Here is an 18926-nt window from a genome sequence, read left to right as displayed (position 1 = left end):
GGAAATTAATATCTAAGACCAAGTTACCTTAGTTCGTATATTTACTTGAAAGTCAGTCTAGTAAAGACCTTGATTCCAAACAAGACTAACTTTGCCAACAATGAACAATCAGAAGATGACATCCGCCAACAGGTATTAGAAGATCCGCAAGCTTGGAGAAGTGCGCTAGGACGTTCTCTAACTCCTCAAGGCTTAATTATACCCGTAGTAGCTCACTATCGAACATTTCCTTGGGTAGCTGTGGCAGGTAGACGGATTTTTACACAATTAGAAACAGTTTTTAGCGATCGCTACTTTATGGCATCCAGTGAATTGAATCTTCTCAATACCATCCTGCTTGAAGATGAAGCAGATAACAAATAGTTAATGTACGCTTAGAAATTACTTAGCGATGTCTGTGACGATCGCGCTTTTTTAGACAAGCAGCAAATCCATTTAAATACTAAGTCTACTTGAAGAGATAGGATCTATTAGAAGAGTAGAATTTTAGGAGTAAACCTCTGTCTTTACAATTTATCACCGTTCCTCCTGCAACTTCTCAACCCCCCGCAGGCTTAATTGTCACTTTGCACGGTTGGGGTGCTAATGCTGAGGATGTAGCATCCTTGTTACCCTTGCTCAACTTACCTGATTACCAGTTTATATTACCCAATGCACCTTTTCCTTATTCCTATTCCCCTGTAGGGAGGGCATGGTATGACCTGCGGGGGGAGAATATGTATCAAGGGTTGGCAGAAAGTCGGCAATTGCTAACAGATTTCTTGAAATCTTTAGAAACTACCACTGGCATACCTTTATCACGCACCATTTTAAGTGGATTTTCTCAAGGCGGGGCAATGACTTTAGATGTCGGCTCAAAATTGCCCCTAGCAGGTTTAGTTGTCATGAGTGGGTATTTACATCCTGATGCACTAACGGCAGCTAAAAGTAAGATACCGCCGACTTTAATTACTCACGGGAGATATGATGAAGTTGTTCCCCTGCAAGCCGCTTTGAAGGCACGAGAAACTCTCAAGTCTCTAGGAGTGGCGCTAGAATACCACGAATTTGACATGGGGCATGAAATAAATCCACAAACGTTAGAGGTGCTACGGAATTTCGTTGTAAATACAATTGGCTAGTCAGCATTACGAATTTTTTATAAATTCTGGTACAAATTCTGACAATTTTCACGAAATTAATCACCTCTAATGAGTAATATATATTGGGTGGCTGCGTTTAGCGCAACTTAACCCATGCTGAAGGCGAGTGCTGCATAAGGGAGGGGCAAGACATTATGACAACTCTAAGCATTTCCCAAAAAGAAATTGCTGCCATGACTGCGGCAGAAGTAGAAGAACTAGCTACACGTCTGGAACTGGATAATTATAGTAATGCTTTTGAGGGTTTAAATGATTGGCATCTATTGCGAGCGATCGCATTTCAGCGTCCAGAGTTAGTTGAACCCTATATCTACCTCTTAGACTTGGAACCCTACGATGAAGCGTAGTTGAGAGACGCGATTAATCGCGTCTGTACAGGAGTTAGGAGAGACGCGATTAATCGCGTCTGTACAGGAGTTAGGATTTCTAACTATTTAGTACTAATTTTTGTAAGTACTCACTCCTAACTTTTGATTATGACTAATCCAAAATTGAACAGGGTTCTAATTGCTGTAGGTGGCGGTATCGCCGCCTACAAAATTTGTGAATTGGTTTCGACGCTGTTTAAAACTGGGGTGGAAGTTCGAGTCATCCTCACCCGTTCAGCGCAAAAATTTATCACGCCTCTGACAATAACCACCCTATCTCGTCATCCCGCCTACACAGATGATGATTTTTGGCAAGCAACTCACTCTCGTCCGTTGCATATTGAGTTGGGCGAATGGGCAGATGTTATAGTAATTGCTCCTTTGACAGCTAATACATTAGCAAAATTAGCCTACGGGATGGCGGATAATTTACTCGCAAATACCGTGCTGGCTTCTACTTGTCCGGTGCTGTTAGCACCCGCAATGAATACGGATATGTGGGAACAGCGATCAGTGCAACGAAATTGGCAACAGCTATTGACAGATAGCCGATATCATGGGATGAGTACAGCATCAGGTTTATTAGCGTGCGATCGCATTGGTGCTGGGAGATTAGCAGAACCTCCAGAAATTTTGGCTTACATCCAATCGTTGTTACACACTCAAGGCAAACGAGATTTAGCAGGTAAACGAGTGTTAATTAGCGCTGGGGGAACGCGTGAGTTTCTTGATCCAGTGAGGTTTATTGGTAATCCTTCCACAGGTAAAATGGGATTGGCGCTATCTCAAGCGGCACTTCACCGAGGGGCAAACGTTACTTTAGTGCATGTCCCAGCTAATTGGAACGTACCATTGGGAGTGCAAGCAATTCCCGTTGTTAGTGCCGAGCAAATGCAGCACGTTATGGTAGAATATTTAGCCAACGCTGATATAATTGTGATGTCAGCTGCTGTGGCAGATGTGAAGCCACGAGATTATAGTATAGAGAAATTGCCCAAGCGATCGCTCCCCCAAGCTTTACCCCTGGAACCTGTACCGGATATAGTCGCCCAATTAGCACAACTCAAACAGCCGCATCAGATATTAATTGGTTTTGCAGCACAAAGTGGGGATATAGTCAAGCCTGCGCTAGAAAAATTACAGAATAAAAAATTGGATGTGATTGTTGCTAATCCCATCGATCAACCTGATAGTGGTTTTGGGAGTGATAATAATCAAGCGATATTTTTAGATAGGCAAGGAAATCAGCTAGCGATCGCACCTTGTTCTAAATTGGAAATGGCACATCATTTATTTGATTTTGCGATCGCTTAATAAATTTACCGTAGTGATGAGATGATCTGCTTGCATAGGCTGAAATATCCAGGACTTACGCTTGGTGTACATTCATGACCTCAGCATGACCAATACTGAGTATCCAGCCTTAGTACAGTTTTCTGTAAAAGTGTAGCATTGTTAATGCACCCCGATGCATTGGCATTGTCAGGGGACGCATTGTTAATGCATCGCAATGCATTAACAATGCATTGCGATGCATTGGCATTGCATCCCGATGCATTGGCATTGCATTGCGATGCATTGGCATTGCATCCTGATGCGTTGGCATTGTAGGGGGACGCATTAACAATGCAAGGTATGGCAAAATTTAATTTGCTACGAATTAATGAAATGCTGTACTTAACAAGCCAAAGTTAGAACTTGAACCTAACACTTGAGTTTATTGAGCTTGATGAAACCCCAGAACAAGCCCGAAAGCTGGTAGGAATAGTGTGACTGACATAGAGAAATTAAGCAGCAATTGAGAAAGGAAACTACTACTTTGAATTGGGTATAACCCGTATGGTCTATGGCTTTAAGGTCACTTCTCTAGATTTTATAATATAAGTAAGACTTAAAGATAACGCTTCAATTATATGAAAATACTCTCATCAGAGCTAGTCCATTTGGGATTTGGCAAATATGTGCGTTCTGACCAAGTAACAGCAGTTATACCAATAGAAGATGAGCGAGGACCAGGGCGACGAACCTTTGTTCACATTCAAGGGCAAAGTGATCCAATTATCGCCTCTCGCGCTGAAGATACCATCGTGCGTGATTTAGTACAAGAGCCACACGAGGTTACTCAAGCCCGTCAGCAGCAGGAAATTCTTCAAGATTTATTGGTTAATTTAGGTAATGTTAATTCGACTGTGCGACGAATTAGCCGTGATGAAGGCACTTTGGATCTTGATTTGTTAGAGCGACGAATTAAGCAAGTCCTAGAAAATTAATTGCAGAAATCAGCAAACTAAATAACGGAGAACGATATTGCTGAATACAATTACAGACCAGGTTTCAGTATCAGATACACAAACAAGATCACCAAAATTGTGGATACCTGAACGGGTACTGTTTACACCTGCTGCCCTAGATGAGGTTTGGGGGCAGCAGATTCTTGAACGTGTGCAGTCACTCAACCTATCAATAGAAGAACTATCACAGAACCGCCTCAAGGGTCTACGCGGTGAATCTGAGCGGGATACTTACAACATCGCCAAGCGTACCTTAGCGGTGGTTACTGCACCACCCAGTTCTTTTAAGCTGAGTCCCATCCCACCTTCTGCGGATTGGCAGTTTCACATTGCCGAGGGTTGTCCGGCTCACTGTCAATACTGCTACTTAGCTGGTAGCTTGTCGGGGCCACCTGTCATCCGCGTTTTTGCTAACTTACCGCAGATATTAGAGAATTTAGCTAACTACGAACAAGAGGGGGAAACCACAAGTTTTGAAGTTAGCTGTTATACTGACCCATTGGGTATTGAGCATTTAACTGGAAGTCTTGCCGAATGTATCCGTTACTTTGGCACTCGTAGCAATGCACATCTACGTTGGGTATCAAAGTTTGATGCTGTGGATGGATTACTCGACTTACCACACAATGGGCATATTCGCTGTCGGATGAGCGTTAATGCCGCACCGATTTCTGGTAAGTTTGAAGGTGGCACAGCATCCGTAGCATCCAGACTTAATGCATTGCGACGGTTGGCACTACCACAAGGGCGTGGCGGTGGCGGTTATCCAGTAGGCTTGGTGATTGCGCCAATTATACCGATAGACGATTGGCAGATGCACTATAGTTGTTTGTTTGACCAGATAAACGAGGCACTGGATTTTGACTGTAACCTTACCTTTGAGTTAATCTCGCATCGGTTCACACCTGGGTCAAAAGAAGTGTTGCAAACTTGGTATCCCCAATCAAAATTAGAGATGGATGAGGCCAAACGCAGCGTCAAGCGTAATAAGTTTGGTGGGACGAAGTACGTTTACGATCGCGACACAATGAAGGCGTTGCGTTGCTTTTTTGAGAGTGAGATTACTAAGCGCTTTCCAAATGCTGAAATTCTTTATTGGACTTAGAAGACTACTTCGCTCATATAGAGTTTGAGCAAATTAATTATTTGGTAAGAGAGCGATCGCATAATATAGCGATCGCTCTCTTTTCAGGTTTCTCAGATGCATTAGGCTAAAGCCGTAACACATCCTACAAAAGAATTACTTTTTAAAACCTAGTGGTCTGTCTCATTAATTTTGCTAGGTTTGTAGTAAGCACTTTAGTGCTTAAAAATCTAGGACTAAAGTCCTGACTACGAACTTTTTTACCCCTCGCCTGGGTTTGGCTACGCCCACTCGAAGCCGGATAATTTGGGCAGATTACAGGCGGCGTTATACATTAATAAGTGTATCCGCAATACCGGACTTGTTCTGGCTCAGTCTCAATAGCAAAGGTTTGGAGATGTTTACTTTATCAGAAACTTCTATCCTGGCGGCAATCCTGGCGGTAGCTTTAGGCATTTTGGGCTGGGGCTTTTATCGCGCCAGACCTTTTGGTAAGCTGGGAATCTTAGCCTGGTTACAGTCGGTGGTGTTGATGACTCCCTGGCTGCTGTTTTTTGGATTGTTTGCCGCAGGGATTTACATCAATATAGCGGGTATATTGTTCTTAGTGGTGACTTCGGCTGGATTGTACGTCTTTTTGGGCAGACAGTTACGCGCAGCTGGGCAAGATACCATCCTCAAGCAACGCGCCACAGAAAGACTCGCGGCTGATGCCTCACTTGCAGCAAATTCCCCACAAGTAGCAGTTGCAGAACTGAAAGCGGAGATCCCCCCAATACCGGAAGATGACTTAAATGTAATTAAAGGCATTTTCGGGATCGATACATTTTTTGCCACAGAAACGATCGCTTACCAAGATGGAGCCATTTTCAAAGGCAATTTGCGGGGAGAACCAGAAGAGGTTCACAACCGTCTAACTGCAAGTTTACGGCAACGCCTTGGTGATCAATATCGCCTGTTTTTAGTGGAAAATACAGATAGCAGACCCGTGGTAATTGTGCTGCCGAGTCGCAATGATCCCCGTCCAATGTTGTTATCGCAAAAAGTCTTTGCGGGCGTCCTATTAGTGACAACTATTGCCACAAATCTAGAAGCTGCGGGCTTATTGCTGAATTTTGATTTCTTTGGCAATCCAGGGCGATTCAGAGAAGCTTTACCCATAGGCGCTGGGATATTTACGATTTTAGTAGTTCACGAAATTGGTCATTGGTTACTTGCCCAGCGTCACCAAATTCGCCTTAGCTGGCCTTTCTTTCTACCTGCTGTGCAAATTGGCTCCTTTGGTGCAATTACCCGCTTTGAGTCTCTGTTGCCCAACCGCAAGGTATTATTTGATATCGCCTTGGCAGGGCCAGCCGCAGGTGGTATTGTCTCTTTATTAATGCTGGTGACGGGCTTGCTACTTTCCCACCCAGGTAGTTTATTTCAATTGCCAAATCAGTTTTTCCAAGGGTCGATTTTGGTGGGAAGTTTAGCGCGAGTTGTCCTGGGTTCGGCGTTGCAGTCGCCCCTAGTAAGTGTTCATCCCCTAGTGGTGATTGGTTGGCTGGGGTTAGTAATTACCGCTTTGAACTTGATGCCCGCAGGACAACTAGATGGTGGCCGGATTGTTCAGGCGATTTATGGACGCAAAACCGCAGGACGGGCAACGATCGCAACTTTAATTTTACTAGCGTTAGTGTCTCTCGGTAATACTCTTGCCATGTACTGGGCGATCGTCATTTTCTTTTTGCAACGCGATCAAGAACGTCCTAGTTTGAATGAAGTTACTGAACCTGATGACGCTAGAGCCGCTTTGGGTCTTTTAGCTCTATTCTTGATGATTACCACGCTTTTACCCCTGACTCCCGGTTTGGCTGGGCGTTTGGGAATAGGATAGTGCTGAGTTGGGAGTTAGGATTTTCATGTAGTGGCAATTCATGAATTGCCACTACAGCGTATAGTTTTAAGCTGAAAAACATCTAATTTGCATAACCGAATTAAACATAACTCTTGTGGGGTGGGCATCTTGCCCGCCCCGAAATACAAGGGACGGGCAAGATGCCCATCCCACAAAACTAGGAAAATTATCACGCAAATATGCAACGCTGGAAAATTAACTCAACGGTTTCCAACCGGCTAACAAATTCGGATAAGCGGCGGGTGTGGGGAAGATTTTCTGGAAGCCAGCTTGACGCTCTTGGGGCTTTTGTTTGCTCATGTTCCAGAGGGTTTCATAGAAGAAGAAGGAGACTCCAGCAAAATTGCGATCGCGGATTTTTTGCACTTGTATCTGAATCTGTTCGATTGGTACAGATTTGTTTTTCAACCCAGCCATAATGCCCACACTCACTGGAATATGGCTCTTGGCTGCTTTCACTTCTGGATATTCTAATTCGCTGATAAAAACATTCAAGTCATCACGATATATCTGCAAAACTAAGTCTTCAATGATTCCCAGCCGTTCCCACTTTTGCCAGTCTGCTAAAAAGAAGTCGTAGGAAAAACGTTGAGGATTCGGAGCAACGGAAACCAAGCAATCTTTTTTAGTAGCTTTGATGCTTTTAAATACTCGTTTCATAAACTCAGTAATTTTGTTAGCTCTCCAGCGCACCCATTCTGGATCTTGAGAGTTTTTCGAGGGAGCTTGACCACGGTGTTCTTTTTTATAAAGTGCCACTGTATAGGCATCGTACCCTAATTCTGATGGTAAACCAAAATGGTCATCAAATTGAATCCCATCAATATTGTAGTTTCTGACAATTTCAACGATTAAATCTTGGATGAACTGTTGTACTTCTGGGCGAAAGGGATTTAGCCAAACACGATTATGTTTGCCTTCTTTGAGAATCCGAGTTCCATCACGGCGACTGGTGAGCCATTGGGGACGATTTTTAGCTAATAGAGAATCTGCTGGTGCCATGAAGCCAAATTCAAACCAGGGAATCACTGTTAACCCTTTATCATGTCCGACATCAACGATTTCTTTGAGGATATCTCGCCCTTGCAGTCCGGGTGTGGGATCAAGCGATCGCCCGATAACTTTGGCTGCAACTTTGCTAGGATACAATGTATATCCCCAATTCCAAACCGCCGGATATATCGTGTTAAAATTGAGTTGATCAAGGCGTTGCAGAGATCCCTTGAGGCGATCGCGCTCAAATAAGACATCACTATCAATATTTGTTAACCACACTCCCCTTAACTCAGATACTGCCCTTCGCGGCAAATTAATTTGAGCGTTCAAAGGGAACGATAGGATCACCGTAGCTACCACACTCAAGGTAACTATAACGGCAAACAAAAGAGACTTTTTACTTTGGCGAATATACCACCAAGAAGGAAACTCAACACACCACTTTACAAATCTTTTTATCATTTAGCTACAGCCATGATCAAATTATGAACAATTAGCAGAAATAGCGATCGTTTCGATTGTAAGCGCTAAAACAATCGCTATTTAAACCGCGTCTATCTTGAAACCTGTAGTTCTTCGGTGATGAAAAGGATTTGCCCTCATCCCCCAACTCCTTCTCCCAGATATGGGAGAAGGGGAGCCAGAATTTCAAAGTCCCTCTCCCAGATATGGGAGAGGGATTTAGGGTGAGGGCAAAACTACGGTTCTCAACTTAGATAAGGTTTAATTCCATCAGTCAGGTTTCTTATCGGGCGCTGGCTGCAATCTGATTCCAGGCTTTGACTGCTGCTTGTAAATTCTTTGGCAGATTATTTCGAGAAATATCGTTGTACTGAACCGTACCCTCTTGACTGGTGAGAGTATAGGTGATATAATCAGCAGCACCATTGGGGGCTGGGTAACTCAAATTTTGGAATTTACTAAACTTAGAACGTTCTAAAAATCTCTGAAATTGTTGCACTTGTTGCACAGAAACTCGACGAACACTACGCTGAGAATCATTGGCATCACCAATCCGCACGCGAATCAATCGCCCATCTTGGAGTAAAACAGTCTGGTAGGTGAGGCCAGCAAAACCCCCACTGGAGATTTGCCGAAATACAACATCTCTATCTAACGCTGGTGGTAACTCGCTGACTGGAATTTGCACAGGGACTAGTGTACTTTCGCTAGCTTTTTCATTCAGCCTGACTACGGAACCTGTTTGATTGGTGTGATAAATCCAGTTTCGTTTGCCATTAGATACCACAACCAGCCAACCAGGAACTAATGCTTCGGTACAGAGTTCATCAGGTTGAGGCAGTTCCAAGCAACCATTACGCCAAGTCTGTTGATTATAATCAATAATTTGCAGTTCTCTGATTAAAATTCCCTGTCTGCGGGCTAAATCTCGCAGTACCGCGTTAGCTACTAGACGTGGCAACTGGTTTGGTTTAATATTATCTTTAAGAACTTCGTTGCTTGTTTCTAGGGAGAAGTTCGCAGAAGCAGCTGTAGCCCCTTTAATAAGTGTTGAACCGCTAGCAACAGACAAAATTCCAGTCAAAATCAAAGCAGTCAAAATTCGCGCTTGATTGGGTTTAAAGTAGTTTTTCAGCATGATTTTCATAGTAATATAGGACTAAGAAATAGTATCCAACTAAAAATGGATAATAAAGCACATAATTCCAGAAGTTCGCCAGTTGGAATTAGTTTAGTATCTGTCTTCTAAAACAGATATAAAGACAGACGCGGATGTACTAATTGTTTGTTCCTTATAAAAATTCTGCATGAAAATGCACTCAATCAAAACGCCCTCTAGTCCTACGGGCAATAAAAGTAATTTTAGAAAAGAATGGGACAGAAGCGTAGTTGAGATTTTGTCATCTCAGGCAATATTAGGCGCTAATGGCTTGTTGTTTAGATTCAACTAACTGATTATTAGGTACATCAAATCTAATAGTACTGGCTGCCCAGTCTTTGAAATCGGGTGCTAGCCAGACTAGCTTGCAGAGAATTTCATCATTTATCCACAACACCAAGGGGAACCGAAACTGTTTCCGAAACTCATCTCGCATGATATTGGTACTGATGATTAGTTGGTTAATTGCCACTACAGATTCTAAACCCCTTACCATCAAAGCTTCGGGTTGAGTAGTACCAATTTCAGTTGTAATAGCTGTGTACAGTTTGTCAGCCGCAGGTGAAAGCATAACTTCGTGGATATCTGCTGATGAAAATTCTGTTAACAAATTCAGCACTTGCTGCTGCCTTGGAACAGAGTTACAACAGGCTAATAATAGTGAAAACTCTCCACCAGAAACCATCATCGCCCTTGCCAACCTCTTAGTGGCTGCTGTGTTGCTAACGATACCATTTTCCGAATTACTTAAGCTGATCATTAAAAAATCCTGCTTCTAAATTTCAAAATGCAAAATATCTAAGTAATATTCAGTTATTCTACCCTATTAATTTTTACTCAAAAGTGTTAATGGGGTAACTTTGATCAGGTTTTCTCTGTAATCCTAAGTATTATATGAGGAATAAGGATATGCTGTATTATCTCATATTTACAATTAAGGGATAATCTAAAGGTAGTATCAACACAATGTAAGTAAAAGGGCGCAAGGCGAAGAATTAGCAATTGAATTATCACTGTATTCTCATAGATTTTCGCATTTCCGAGCGATTAAGTAATTATTTCTTAAGATAGAGTTAAAAAAATGCTCGGTAAAAGTTTAACAGCAAACATTGGCAACTGGAAGAAAACTTAACTAGCTACTGGTTTACTGTCGCCTACGATAAGCTGGCTACAAATCATTTTCCCGTGCTAAACCATTTCAGGGCGGGTGTAGAGTAGTGAAATGGTATCAGCCCAAGATGGGAAAATCTCCCTTGATTAAAATTAACAGTTCTTCAGCAGGTAGTATGTCACCCTTCTCAATTCTGTTGTTCATAATTTATACAATCTCTAAATTAAATTACTAAATAATCTCCTCTACCGAAAATACTACTCTAAAGCCAGAAATCCTCAATCCCCCGTCTGACTCATTCCAGCTACGACTGGCGCTGCGACAAAGTTCTGCACTGAAACTCCAAGAACCACCGCGTAGCACCCGGCGATTTAGATCACCGCCAACTTCCCAAGCTGTTCCATCTAAGGGTGCATAGTTGTAATTGTTGTGCCACGAATCAGCACACCATTCCCAAACTAGCCCGTGCATATCGTACAATCCAAAGGCGTTGGCGACTTCAAAACTACCGACGTTTGTTGTTTCTTTACGGAATTTGCTTTTTGGTTCGAGAGTGCAACTGACTAACTCAGAGGTAATCGTTTCGCCAAAGTGGAAAGATGTTGTAGTTCCAGCACGACAAGCATATTCCCATTCAGCTTCACTCGGTAAACGATAGTCACGTCCAGTTTTTTCTGATAGCCTGAGACAGAATTCTACAGCCTCATACCAAGATACATTTTCTACTGGTCTATCTAAACCTTTGAATCTCGATGGATTGGGATTTAAAGTTTGTTTGACTTTAGGTAAAGCTGCTACCACTCTCCACTGTGCTTGAGTTACGGGAAATTTCCCCATAAAAAATGGTTCAATGGTAACTTTATGTCGAGGACGTTCCTCAGCATCCCCTTCAAACTCCGGTGAACCCATCATGTAAGTACCACCAGGAATCAATACCATTTCTAATGTGACAGACTTACCCAATTCTTCGGCAAAAAAGTTTGCATTGCAACTGATGCGGTTTACTTCTCTACCACCTGTGTCTACTGTTACTACGTCAAATTCAAAGGTTTCTAAAAGAGGTAATGGTACTATTACTTTTTGTGGTAGCGGCGGTAATATGGGTTGAGACATCGAAACAATTTTCAAGGCAACAGGTTCAATATTCGATCTTGTAAACTTCAAATCGTTGATAACTTCTACTGCTGTTTGATACCTTTCACTCGGTAAATGTTTGAGTAATTTATCTAAAATTCTCCCTAAATCATCACTGATAATAATACCTTTTTCCTGTAACCGTTCGCGCCACAACCATTTAGCGTTCATGGCATCATAAATAGGATCATTAATCTGTCCAGAAGCATCCTGCAAAGGCAAACATTGAGTTAAAAGACGCACGCAAGTTACACCCAAAGCATACAAATCACTGCCATGACAAGCAAATCCAGCCATTTGTTCAGTTGGGGCGTAACCAAGGGTATAAATTACCGTAGCTTGTCTTCCTAAACTGGTTTGTGTTACCTGTTTAGCACCGCCAAAGTCAATTAAGACGGGTTTTTCATCACTTGCACGGCGAATAATATTTTCTGGTTTAATATCTCGATGAATGACATTATGAGTATGAATGAATTCCAGTACTGGTAATAAATCAGCTAAAAGTTCCCAAATTTGTTTTTCCCCATAGATTTGTTGCTGAACTTCTTGTAAAAGAGTTTTTCCTTGAATAAATTCTTGTACGAGATACAAGCTAGCACCTTGTTCAAAATAAGCTAGTAATCTGGGAATTTGGGTATGATTTTCTCCAAGTTCATACAACCGAAAAGCCTCTTCTTTGAAAAATTGTGCTGCTTTCGTGCGTTGTCCTGTTCCCTGAAATTGCGGGAAAAATTGCTTGATGACGCAAGGGGCATTTAGTCTATCTACATCTTCCGTAGCATAGGTTCTGCTAAAGCCACCTTCACCTAAGAGTCTCAATACGCGGTAACGGTTTCTAAGAAGTTTGCCAAAGTTGCTTTGTCCGCAACTCACGCAAAATCTATTGCTATCGGAGTTGAATGGATTTGAGCAATGGGGATTTTGGCAGATTTGCATAATGAGGGAGAAATAGCATCTTCTCCAAAGTTAGCCCCAATATTATCTAATTGAAAACAGTTATGTAGAGAAGCGAACACGGAATTTTTTATATGTGCTTAAAAATTATAAAAATATGTCAGGAGAGACGCGATTAATCGCGTCTGTACAATTCGGTTGGGTAACATGGTGCATTAGGATAAGGGGATAACGCACCCTACTTGTTAATTATGAATTATGACTTCTTCAAGATAGCTGTTGTTACTCACCGAAAAAAGTTCACGGAGAACTAAATCACCCATAATTTTTATTGGCAATTGCGACGATTATTTGAAAGTTTTATTCTCTCCAGAAATGCGAATTAATTCAGCTAGAAGAGCAACGATCGCAGATACTGAAATTAGCATTACACTGAGTGCATTAATATCAGGTTTAACTCCTGTTCTAATCCGGCTAAAAATTTCCATTGGTAGGGTGTTAGAACCGCTACCAGCAGTGAAACTGGCAATAAGAAAGTCATCTAAGCTGAGAACAAAAGCCAAGAGACAACCAGCAACAATCCCAGGCATTAATTGAGGTAACAATACTTTGATGAATGCTTGCATTGGTGTAGCGCCTAAATCTAGTGCTGCTTCTTCTAAGTGGGGATCTAAATTAGTCAGTCGGGAAGCAACCACAAGTCCGACGTAAGCCAGACAAAATACGATATGGGCTGCAACTATCGTCCACAAACTTAAAGGTATTGCAAAGGCCGCAAGACATACTAGAGTAGCCACTGCGATCGCAATATCGGGAATAATTAATGGTAGGTAAGCAACACCACGATACAATTTCTTGCCAGGAAATTCGTAACGCGCCAACCCAACCGCCATCAAGGTTCCCAGCACTGCTGAAATTGCCACAGCAAAACCAGCAACGATCATACTGTTTTGGAAAGCTGATAAGATGCGATCGTCACTGAACAATTTGCCATACCAATCGAGAGTGAATCCTTGCCAAGTTGCACTGTAGGGCGACTGATTGAAGCTATAAAAGCCAAGTACCAGTATGGGCAGGTACATGAACACAAATATCAGCAGTGAGAAAACCGCCTGCCATGAGACACGCGGTTTTTTGAGAGATAGAGAGATATTCACGTTTATTTTATATCTGATTTTTATTGATGGCAATACAAAATATCATACTTAATGCAATAAGTCAATGATTTAACTATCTTCTCTCGCTTTTGCCTGCTGGGGAATCCAACTCATGGAGAGGGCAAACTTTCGCCACTGTGTACTAGTTAATTATTTTCTTTAAAAACTTGGATAGAACTTCTAAGAAAAATTGCGGCTTTTGATACTACCCTATCTTACGAAAATCTGTCTTTTCGGCGGCTACGAGTTATCCTTGAAGTAGGAAAAGCCGCGCAAAGAGTATCTACACAGATTATTCTTTAATTAACATTTGAAAATCAGATAATTGACAGCCGATAGTAGAGCTTTGTCGCCCAATATCATTATTTAACTGAGATTTTGACGATTAAAGAAAATTCCTATTCATAAAAAAGTATCTATTTAAAAATTCACTAAATCACACAAAAATTAATAACTTAGAATGTATTTACCTCTATGGGAGTGGGTAATTTCCGTACTAGGGTAGACAAAAAATATAGAAGTAATAGCATAAGATTTGAAGAAAGTTGTTAATAAGTTTTGTATCTGATAGTTACTTTCTGACGCAGAGTGAATCAATTACAACCACTGCAACAACAGGAATAAAAAACTTCTAATTCAAGTTGTATTTTTTAGGAGGTTTATGATGAGAATTGCTCAAATAGCTCCATTGTGGGAGAGAGTTCCACCTCCAGCTTATGGTGGTATAGAGTTAGTAGTTGGGTTACTGACCGATGAATTAGTCCGACGCGGACACGAAGTAACTTTATTTGCATCGGGAGATTCTATGAGTCTGGCAACACTAACGTCAGTTCATCCCCGCGCCCTCAGACTCGATCCTACTATCAAAGATTACGGCATTTACGAGATGCTGAATCTAGCTTCGGTGTATGAACGCGCACAAGAGTTTGATATTATTCACTCCCATGTGGGGTATGGGGCACTTGCTTATGCGAATCTCGTCACAACCCCTACGGTTCACACGTTGCACGGTATTTTTACCCCTGACAACGAAAAAATGTTTAGTTTTGGTAAAAAACAACCCTATGTCAATATTTCCGATGCACAACGAGAACCAAGGTTAGGGTTGAACTCTATAGCAACGGTCTACAACGGGATTGATGTCAATAGTTATAAGTTTCACTCCCAACCAGAACATCCGCCCTACCTGGCGTTTTTGGGTCGGATGTCTCCAGAGAAGGGAGCGCACTTAGCCATAGAAATTGCAAAAGTTGCTGGTTGGCATTTGAAAATGGCAGGTAAGGTGGATGCCGTTGATGTGGAATACTTTGAGAAGGAAATCAAACCGCACGTTGACGGAGAGCAAATTGAGTATTTGGGTGAAGCCAACCATTCTCAAAAAAATGCTCTGATGGGAGGTGCAGTAGCAACTTTATTCCCCATTACTTGGCGGGAACCCTTTGGATTGGTGATGGTTGAGTCAATGGCTTCGGGTACGCCAGTGATTGCGATAAAATTGGGGTCTACTGAGGAGGTAATTGCCCACGGGAAGACGGGTTTCCTCTGCAATAATATTCAAGAGTGCATCAGTGCTATCGATGGGGTAGGAAAGTTAGACCGCTATGCCTGTCGTCAGTATGTCGAAAATCTTTTCAGCGTTGAACACATGACTGATGGCTATGAGGCGGTTTATCAACAAATAATCGCAGAACGATTTTCTCAGAATGGGCATTTTCGCAGTTTAGTTGATTCAGCTAGCGATCGCATTTAAATATCGCATTCATGTAATATTGTAGCCCTGGCGAATAGAATAGAGCCTCCGGCACGCTGACACGAACGCGGCTACACAAACAAAGCCCACCTACGTGGGCTAATAAAGAATGCTGTGCGGCTTACCAAGTTACGCCTACGCTCTATTTTTCTAAAGTTCTAGCACTCACTCCTGGAACTCGTTCTAAGTCTTGTAAGGATGTAAATTTTTGCTATTGACGGCTAATAATTACCCTCTGTGCTAACTTCTTACCCACACCAAAAAGAGTTGCTAATTATTCTAGACTTTCGGTGTTGATATTTAGTTTTTTAATTGCTTTTAGCTCAGTTGATGAAGAAGTTTTTATCTGGGGACATCGTGTTTGTTCTAATTTGATTTTCTTTTGAATTCCTGGTGGTAAGCCGGGTTTAACTTTAGTATAAAGACGAGCAAATTCTCGCACATAATGGGCAGCAACTATGGGATTTTCAATTACTATAAGTGTCTCATCGTTACCACTATTAGCAGCATTTGACCAATTATGAGAACCTGTAATTACTGTTTGACTATCAATAACACCAAATTTGTGATGTAATAAATCGCCTTTGGGTAACACAGGTACGCCTACAGTAGTAATTGGGTTTAACCAAGGATGGTTATCAACTTCATATTTACATTTGTTACTCAGAGCAACCCCCATCATATCTAATGCTTCGCTATAAGGACGATAGGCAAATTGTGGTTCAATTAAAGCGCGAATTTCCACACTTTGTTGATGGCGTTTTTCTAAAATATTTGCAAGACGCTGTTCGGAAAAAACAAATAACGCCATATCAATAGATTTGGTTGCTGAATCTAAAGTTTTACCAATTAAACCATTACTACTGTTACTCCAAGGTTGAGTTGGAGAAGTAGGCGAAAATTGCACAGTAATTTGGGTGTTATCTAAAGTTATTTGTTTAGGTAAACGCATCGGCTTTTTTAAACCAAATTGACTATCTGGCTGACCTCCCGGCCCATCTCCCCACATGATGTTAAACTCTTCTGTAAATAAAGATGCTAATTCTGTGCTATCAATCTGCAATAAATTATTGGGATTACCTAAACTGCTGGAATTTGTAAAATCACCAGAAGTATCACTTAAAGTAAAATTGGCCGAAGTGATGATTACAATGCGATCGTCCACAATCACAAATTTGTGATGCATCAAACTGCTACCGGCTGAACCATCGGCTCGATCATCTATCCAGGGAATTTTGGCATTCTGCAAAATTATCAAAGCATCTCTTTGATTGATTTCTGCTGGACTGAGTTGATTATCTTGGTTAATATCAAGAAATTGGCGGAATTCGTGATAACGTTCCTGTTCTCTTTTATCTAACTTACCTACTTCAGTAGATGTAAAGCTACTCCAAGGTCGGCTATAAATATTTTCTAAAATTATCCTGACTTTTACCCCAGCTTTTTGTCTATCAACCAATGCTTGGGCAACTCTGGGTAAACGTAATTCTTGCACCGCCACATCTACTGTAGATTTAGCGTGCGTAATAGCATCGACAATCTGTTTTTCTAAATCATCCCCCAGGCGAGTTTGCTGACGGTAAGCTTCCTTGTATTCTGAAGATTCAGAATGGTTAAAGTAAACTTGAACTAACGGATCTTGTGGTAAGGGTGCTGGACGCTGATTGTAGGACTGGACTCGTTGACAACCAGCGAGGGGAAAGATCAGTAAAAAGATATATAAAAAATATCTTTGTCTAGAGATAAGTTTCACTGTAATCTGTTAAAAGTGGATTGAGAGTGGATATAAGGCGATTTTCACTTAAGTTAAATACAAAACCTAACCCCCAATCCCTTCCCTACAAAGGAAGGGGAGTAAGATTCAAAGCCTCTACCCTTGTAGGCGAAAGGTTTAGAGAGGTTAAAACTCTACTGCACCCAATTGAGAACCGCTATATTTATCATTCCCAAAATTTTGTGTTCTGAATTAACGAATATGGATTAAATAAAATGCAAAACTTCATCCTATCTCTAGCTTCCCTCTCCTTTATCAGGAGAGGGATTGAGGGTGAGGTAAGCCAGGGATATAAATTGTATGTTATTTAATTCTTATTCCTAAGTAGAGAAATAGCTTTCCAAGTAAAGGGAAAAATCCACTCCTAGAGGCAGAATTACAGAGATTTTTTTTAGGATTTGTCCACAAAAACTCTATATGCTGACAAGATTAGCAGTCTATTACCAGCGTGTGTTCTCACCATTATCGGTTATATGCAAATTTATCTAGATTACAGCGCCACTACACCAACTCGAAAAGAAGCGATCGCAATTATGCAAACAGTCCTCACTCAACAGTGGGGTAATCCTTCCAGCTTACATGAGTGGGGACAACGGGCGGCAACGGTTGTGGAACAAGCACGAGTCCAAGTTGCTGGTTTAATTAACGCCGCCACTCCTGAATCGATCATTTTTACCTCTGGCGGCACTGAGGCAGATAATTTGGCAATTATGGGTGTGGCTCGGTTATATGCTGTTCCTCAACATCTAATTATTTCCAGCGTTGAGCATTCCGCAATTTCTGAGACAGTAGGGTTGCTAGAGATGTGGGGTTGGGAAGTTACGCGCTTGTCTGTAGATGTTAAAGGTAGAGTCAACCCCTTGGATTTAAAGGCGGCGTTGCGACATAATACAGTCTTAGTTTCCGTGATTTACGGTCAAAGTGAAGTAGGGACAGTGCAACCGATCGCAGAATTGGGTAAGATTGTGCAATCGCATGGGGCTTTGTTCCATACAGATGCGGTGCAAGCTGCGGGACGCTTACCCATAGATGTACAACAACTGCCTGTAGATTTACTTAGCCTTTCTAGTCATAAAATATATGGGCCGCAAGGTGCTGGGGCGTTGTATGTGCGTCCTGGTGTGGATTTGATGCCCTTGCTGGGTGGTGGTGGACAAGAAATGGGACTACGTTCTGGTACGCAAGCAGTACCGATAATTGCGGGGTTTGGTGTAGCAGCAGAGTTAGCAGCACAAGAATTAGCTACAGAAACACCACGGTTAATTGAGTTACGCGATCACGCTTTTGCCCAACTAGCTGAAATTCCTGGTTTAATTGCTACTGGGGATGGCTGCGATCGTTTACCTCACCATATCAGTATGTGCTTAGAAAACGCCGATGGGGAAAAACTTAGTGGTAAAACCTTGGTAAGACAGCTAAACCTTGCTGGCATCGGCATCAGTGCTGGTGCTGCCTGTCACAGTGGTAAACTTAGCCCTAGCCCGATATTGTTAGCGATGGGCTATTCCGAAAAAGCTGCTTTGGGTGGAATTCGCATCACATTGGGGCGTGATACGACTGAAGCTGATGTAGATTGGACGGTAATGGTGTTGAAGCAGGTTTTGCAAAGGCTGACACCAGATTTATCTTTAGTTAAGCGTTAAATTAACTGTTACAAATCGCATACCTGTGGGAATACTAAGCGTATAAGCTAGTTAAACACAG

Annotated in this window: 14 protein-coding genes and 1 pseudogene; 9 read left to right on the top strand and 6 right to left on the bottom strand. The window is 41.9% G+C overall.

Annotation, left to right across the window (positions count from 1 at the left end; genetic code table 11):
* The first annotated feature begins 69 nt into the window (after positions 1–69).
* The 7 genes from V7K15_RS04680 (at position 70) to V7K15_RS04650 (ending at position 6764) form a co-directional block, all read left to right on the top strand.
* Entirely contained in the window at positions 70–363 is a 294-nt protein-coding gene (locus V7K15_RS04680; protein ID WP_334903448.1) for a hypothetical protein, read from the top strand.
* Positions 364–500: 137 nt separating this feature from the next.
* Positions 501–1121 (top strand): alpha/beta hydrolase, encoded by a 621-nt coding sequence (locus tag V7K15_RS04675; RefSeq protein WP_334903583.1) that lies wholly within the window; start codon positions 501–503, stop codon positions 1119–1121.
* 155 nt (positions 1122–1276) lie between these two features.
* Positions 1277–1489, top strand: a complete 213-nt coding sequence (gene isiD, locus V7K15_RS04670) for a protein IsiD (RefSeq protein ID WP_292761436.1) — start codon at positions 1277–1279, stop codon at positions 1487–1489.
* Positions 1490–1618: 129 nt separating this feature from the next.
* Complete coding sequence (gene coaBC / locus V7K15_RS04665) at positions 1619–2824, top strand: bifunctional phosphopantothenoylcysteine decarboxylase/phosphopantothenate--cysteine ligase CoaBC (protein ID WP_334903446.1); 1206 nt, start codon at positions 1619–1621, stop codon at positions 2822–2824.
* Between the two features lie 599 nt (positions 2825–3423).
* Entirely contained in the window at positions 3424–3780 is a 357-nt protein-coding gene (locus tag V7K15_RS04660) for a hypothetical protein (RefSeq protein WP_334903444.1), read from the top strand.
* 103 nt (positions 3781–3883) lie between these two features.
* On the top strand, positions 3884–4906 hold the full coding sequence (locus V7K15_RS04655) for a spore photoproduct lyase family protein (RefSeq protein WP_334903581.1): 1023 nt from the start codon (positions 3884–3886) through the stop codon (positions 4904–4906).
* 376 nt (positions 4907–5282) lie between these two features.
* Positions 5283–6764: a site-2 protease family protein gene (locus V7K15_RS04650; RefSeq protein WP_334903442.1), complete on the top strand. Its 1482-nt coding sequence runs from the start codon at positions 5283–5285 to the stop codon at positions 6762–6764.
* Between the two features lie 216 nt (positions 6765–6980).
* Here V7K15_RS04650 and V7K15_RS04645 read toward each other — a convergent pair whose 3' ends face one another.
* From V7K15_RS04645 to V7K15_RS04625, 5 genes are all read right to left on the bottom strand, one after another.
* The gene (locus tag V7K15_RS04645; RefSeq protein WP_334903440.1) at positions 6981–8243 is read right to left on the bottom strand and encodes a glycoside hydrolase family 10 protein; all 1263 of its coding nucleotides are present in this window, start codon (positions 8241–8243) and stop codon (positions 6981–6983) included.
* Between the two features lie 283 nt (positions 8244–8526).
* The gene (locus V7K15_RS04640; RefSeq protein WP_334903438.1) at positions 8527–9390 is read right to left on the bottom strand and encodes a hypothetical protein; all 864 of its coding nucleotides are present in this window, start codon (positions 9388–9390) and stop codon (positions 8527–8529) included.
* Between the two features lie 268 nt (positions 9391–9658).
* Positions 9659–10162 carry a hypothetical protein gene (locus V7K15_RS04635; RefSeq protein WP_334903436.1) on the bottom strand — a complete coding sequence of 168 codons (504 nt, stop codon included), beginning with the start codon at positions 10160–10162 and terminating at the stop codon, positions 9659–9661.
* A 582-nt stretch (positions 10163–10744) separates the two neighbouring features.
* Positions 10745–12583 (bottom strand): bifunctional serine/threonine-protein kinase/formylglycine-generating enzyme family protein, encoded by a 1839-nt coding sequence (locus V7K15_RS04630; protein ID WP_334903434.1) that lies wholly within the window; start codon positions 12581–12583, stop codon positions 10745–10747.
* Between the two features lie 305 nt (positions 12584–12888).
* The gene (locus V7K15_RS04625) at positions 12889–13698 is read right to left on the bottom strand and encodes an ABC transporter permease (protein WP_334903433.1); all 810 of its coding nucleotides are present in this window, start codon (positions 13696–13698) and stop codon (positions 12889–12891) included.
* 664 nt (positions 13699–14362) lie between these two features.
* On the opposite strand from V7K15_RS04625, the gene V7K15_RS04620 reads away from it, so the two are divergent.
* Positions 14363–15448 carry a glycosyltransferase family 4 protein gene (locus V7K15_RS04620; RefSeq protein ID WP_334903579.1) on the top strand — a complete coding sequence of 362 codons (1086 nt, stop codon included), beginning with the start codon at positions 14363–14365 and terminating at the stop codon, positions 15446–15448.
* Between the two features lie 142 nt (positions 15449–15590).
* Here V7K15_RS04620 and V7K15_RS04615 read toward each other — a convergent pair.
* Positions 15591–17201 (bottom strand): annotated as a pseudogene (locus tag V7K15_RS04615) (phospholipase D-like domain-containing protein).
* A 494-nt stretch (positions 17202–17695) separates the two neighbouring features.
* Here V7K15_RS04615 and V7K15_RS04610 point away from each other — a divergent pair.
* Complete coding sequence (locus tag V7K15_RS04610; protein WP_334903578.1) at positions 17696–18865, top strand: cysteine desulfurase family protein; 1170 nt, start codon at positions 17696–17698, stop codon at positions 18863–18865.
* The last annotated feature ends 61 nt before the right edge of the window (positions 18866–18926 follow it).

Source organism: Nostoc sp., assembly GCF_036919815.1.
GTDB lineage: Bacteria > Cyanobacteriota > Cyanobacteriia > Cyanobacteriales > Nostocaceae > Nostoc.
The sequence above is the reverse complement of the archived record's forward strand: the minus strand, read 5'-3'. Positions and strand labels throughout refer to the sequence as shown.

Coding starts and splice junctions, on each gene's coding strand:
- isiD (WP_292761436.1), top strand. CDS start 1,277: ATGACAACTCTAAGCATTTCCCAAAAAGAAATTGCTGCCATGACTGCG.
- coaBC (WP_334903446.1), top strand. CDS start 1,619: ATGACTAATCCAAAATTGAACAGGGTTCTAATTGCTGTAGGTGGCGGT.
- V7K15_RS04660 (WP_334903444.1), top strand. CDS start 3,424: ATGAAAATACTCTCATCAGAGCTAGTCCATTTGGGATTTGGCAAATAT.
- V7K15_RS04650 (WP_334903442.1), top strand. CDS start 5,283: ATGTTTACTTTATCAGAAACTTCTATCCTGGCGGCAATCCTGGCGGTA.
- V7K15_RS04645 (WP_334903440.1), bottom strand. CDS start 8,243: ATGATAAAAAGATTTGTAAAGTGGTGTGTTGAGTTTCCTTCTTGGTGG.
- V7K15_RS04640 (WP_334903438.1), bottom strand. CDS start 9,390: ATGAAAATCATGCTGAAAAACTACTTTAAACCCAATCAAGCGCGAATT.
- V7K15_RS04635 (WP_334903436.1), bottom strand. CDS start 10,162: ATGATCAGCTTAAGTAATTCGGAAAATGGTATCGTTAGCAACACAGCA.
- V7K15_RS04630 (WP_334903434.1), bottom strand. CDS start 12,583: ATGCAAATCTGCCAAAATCCCCATTGCTCAAATCCATTCAACTCCGAT.
- V7K15_RS04620 (WP_334903579.1), top strand. CDS start 14,363: ATGAGAATTGCTCAAATAGCTCCATTGTGGGAGAGAGTTCCACCTCCA.
- V7K15_RS04610 (WP_334903578.1), top strand. CDS start 17,696: ATGCAAATTTATCTAGATTACAGCGCCACTACACCAACTCGAAAAGAA.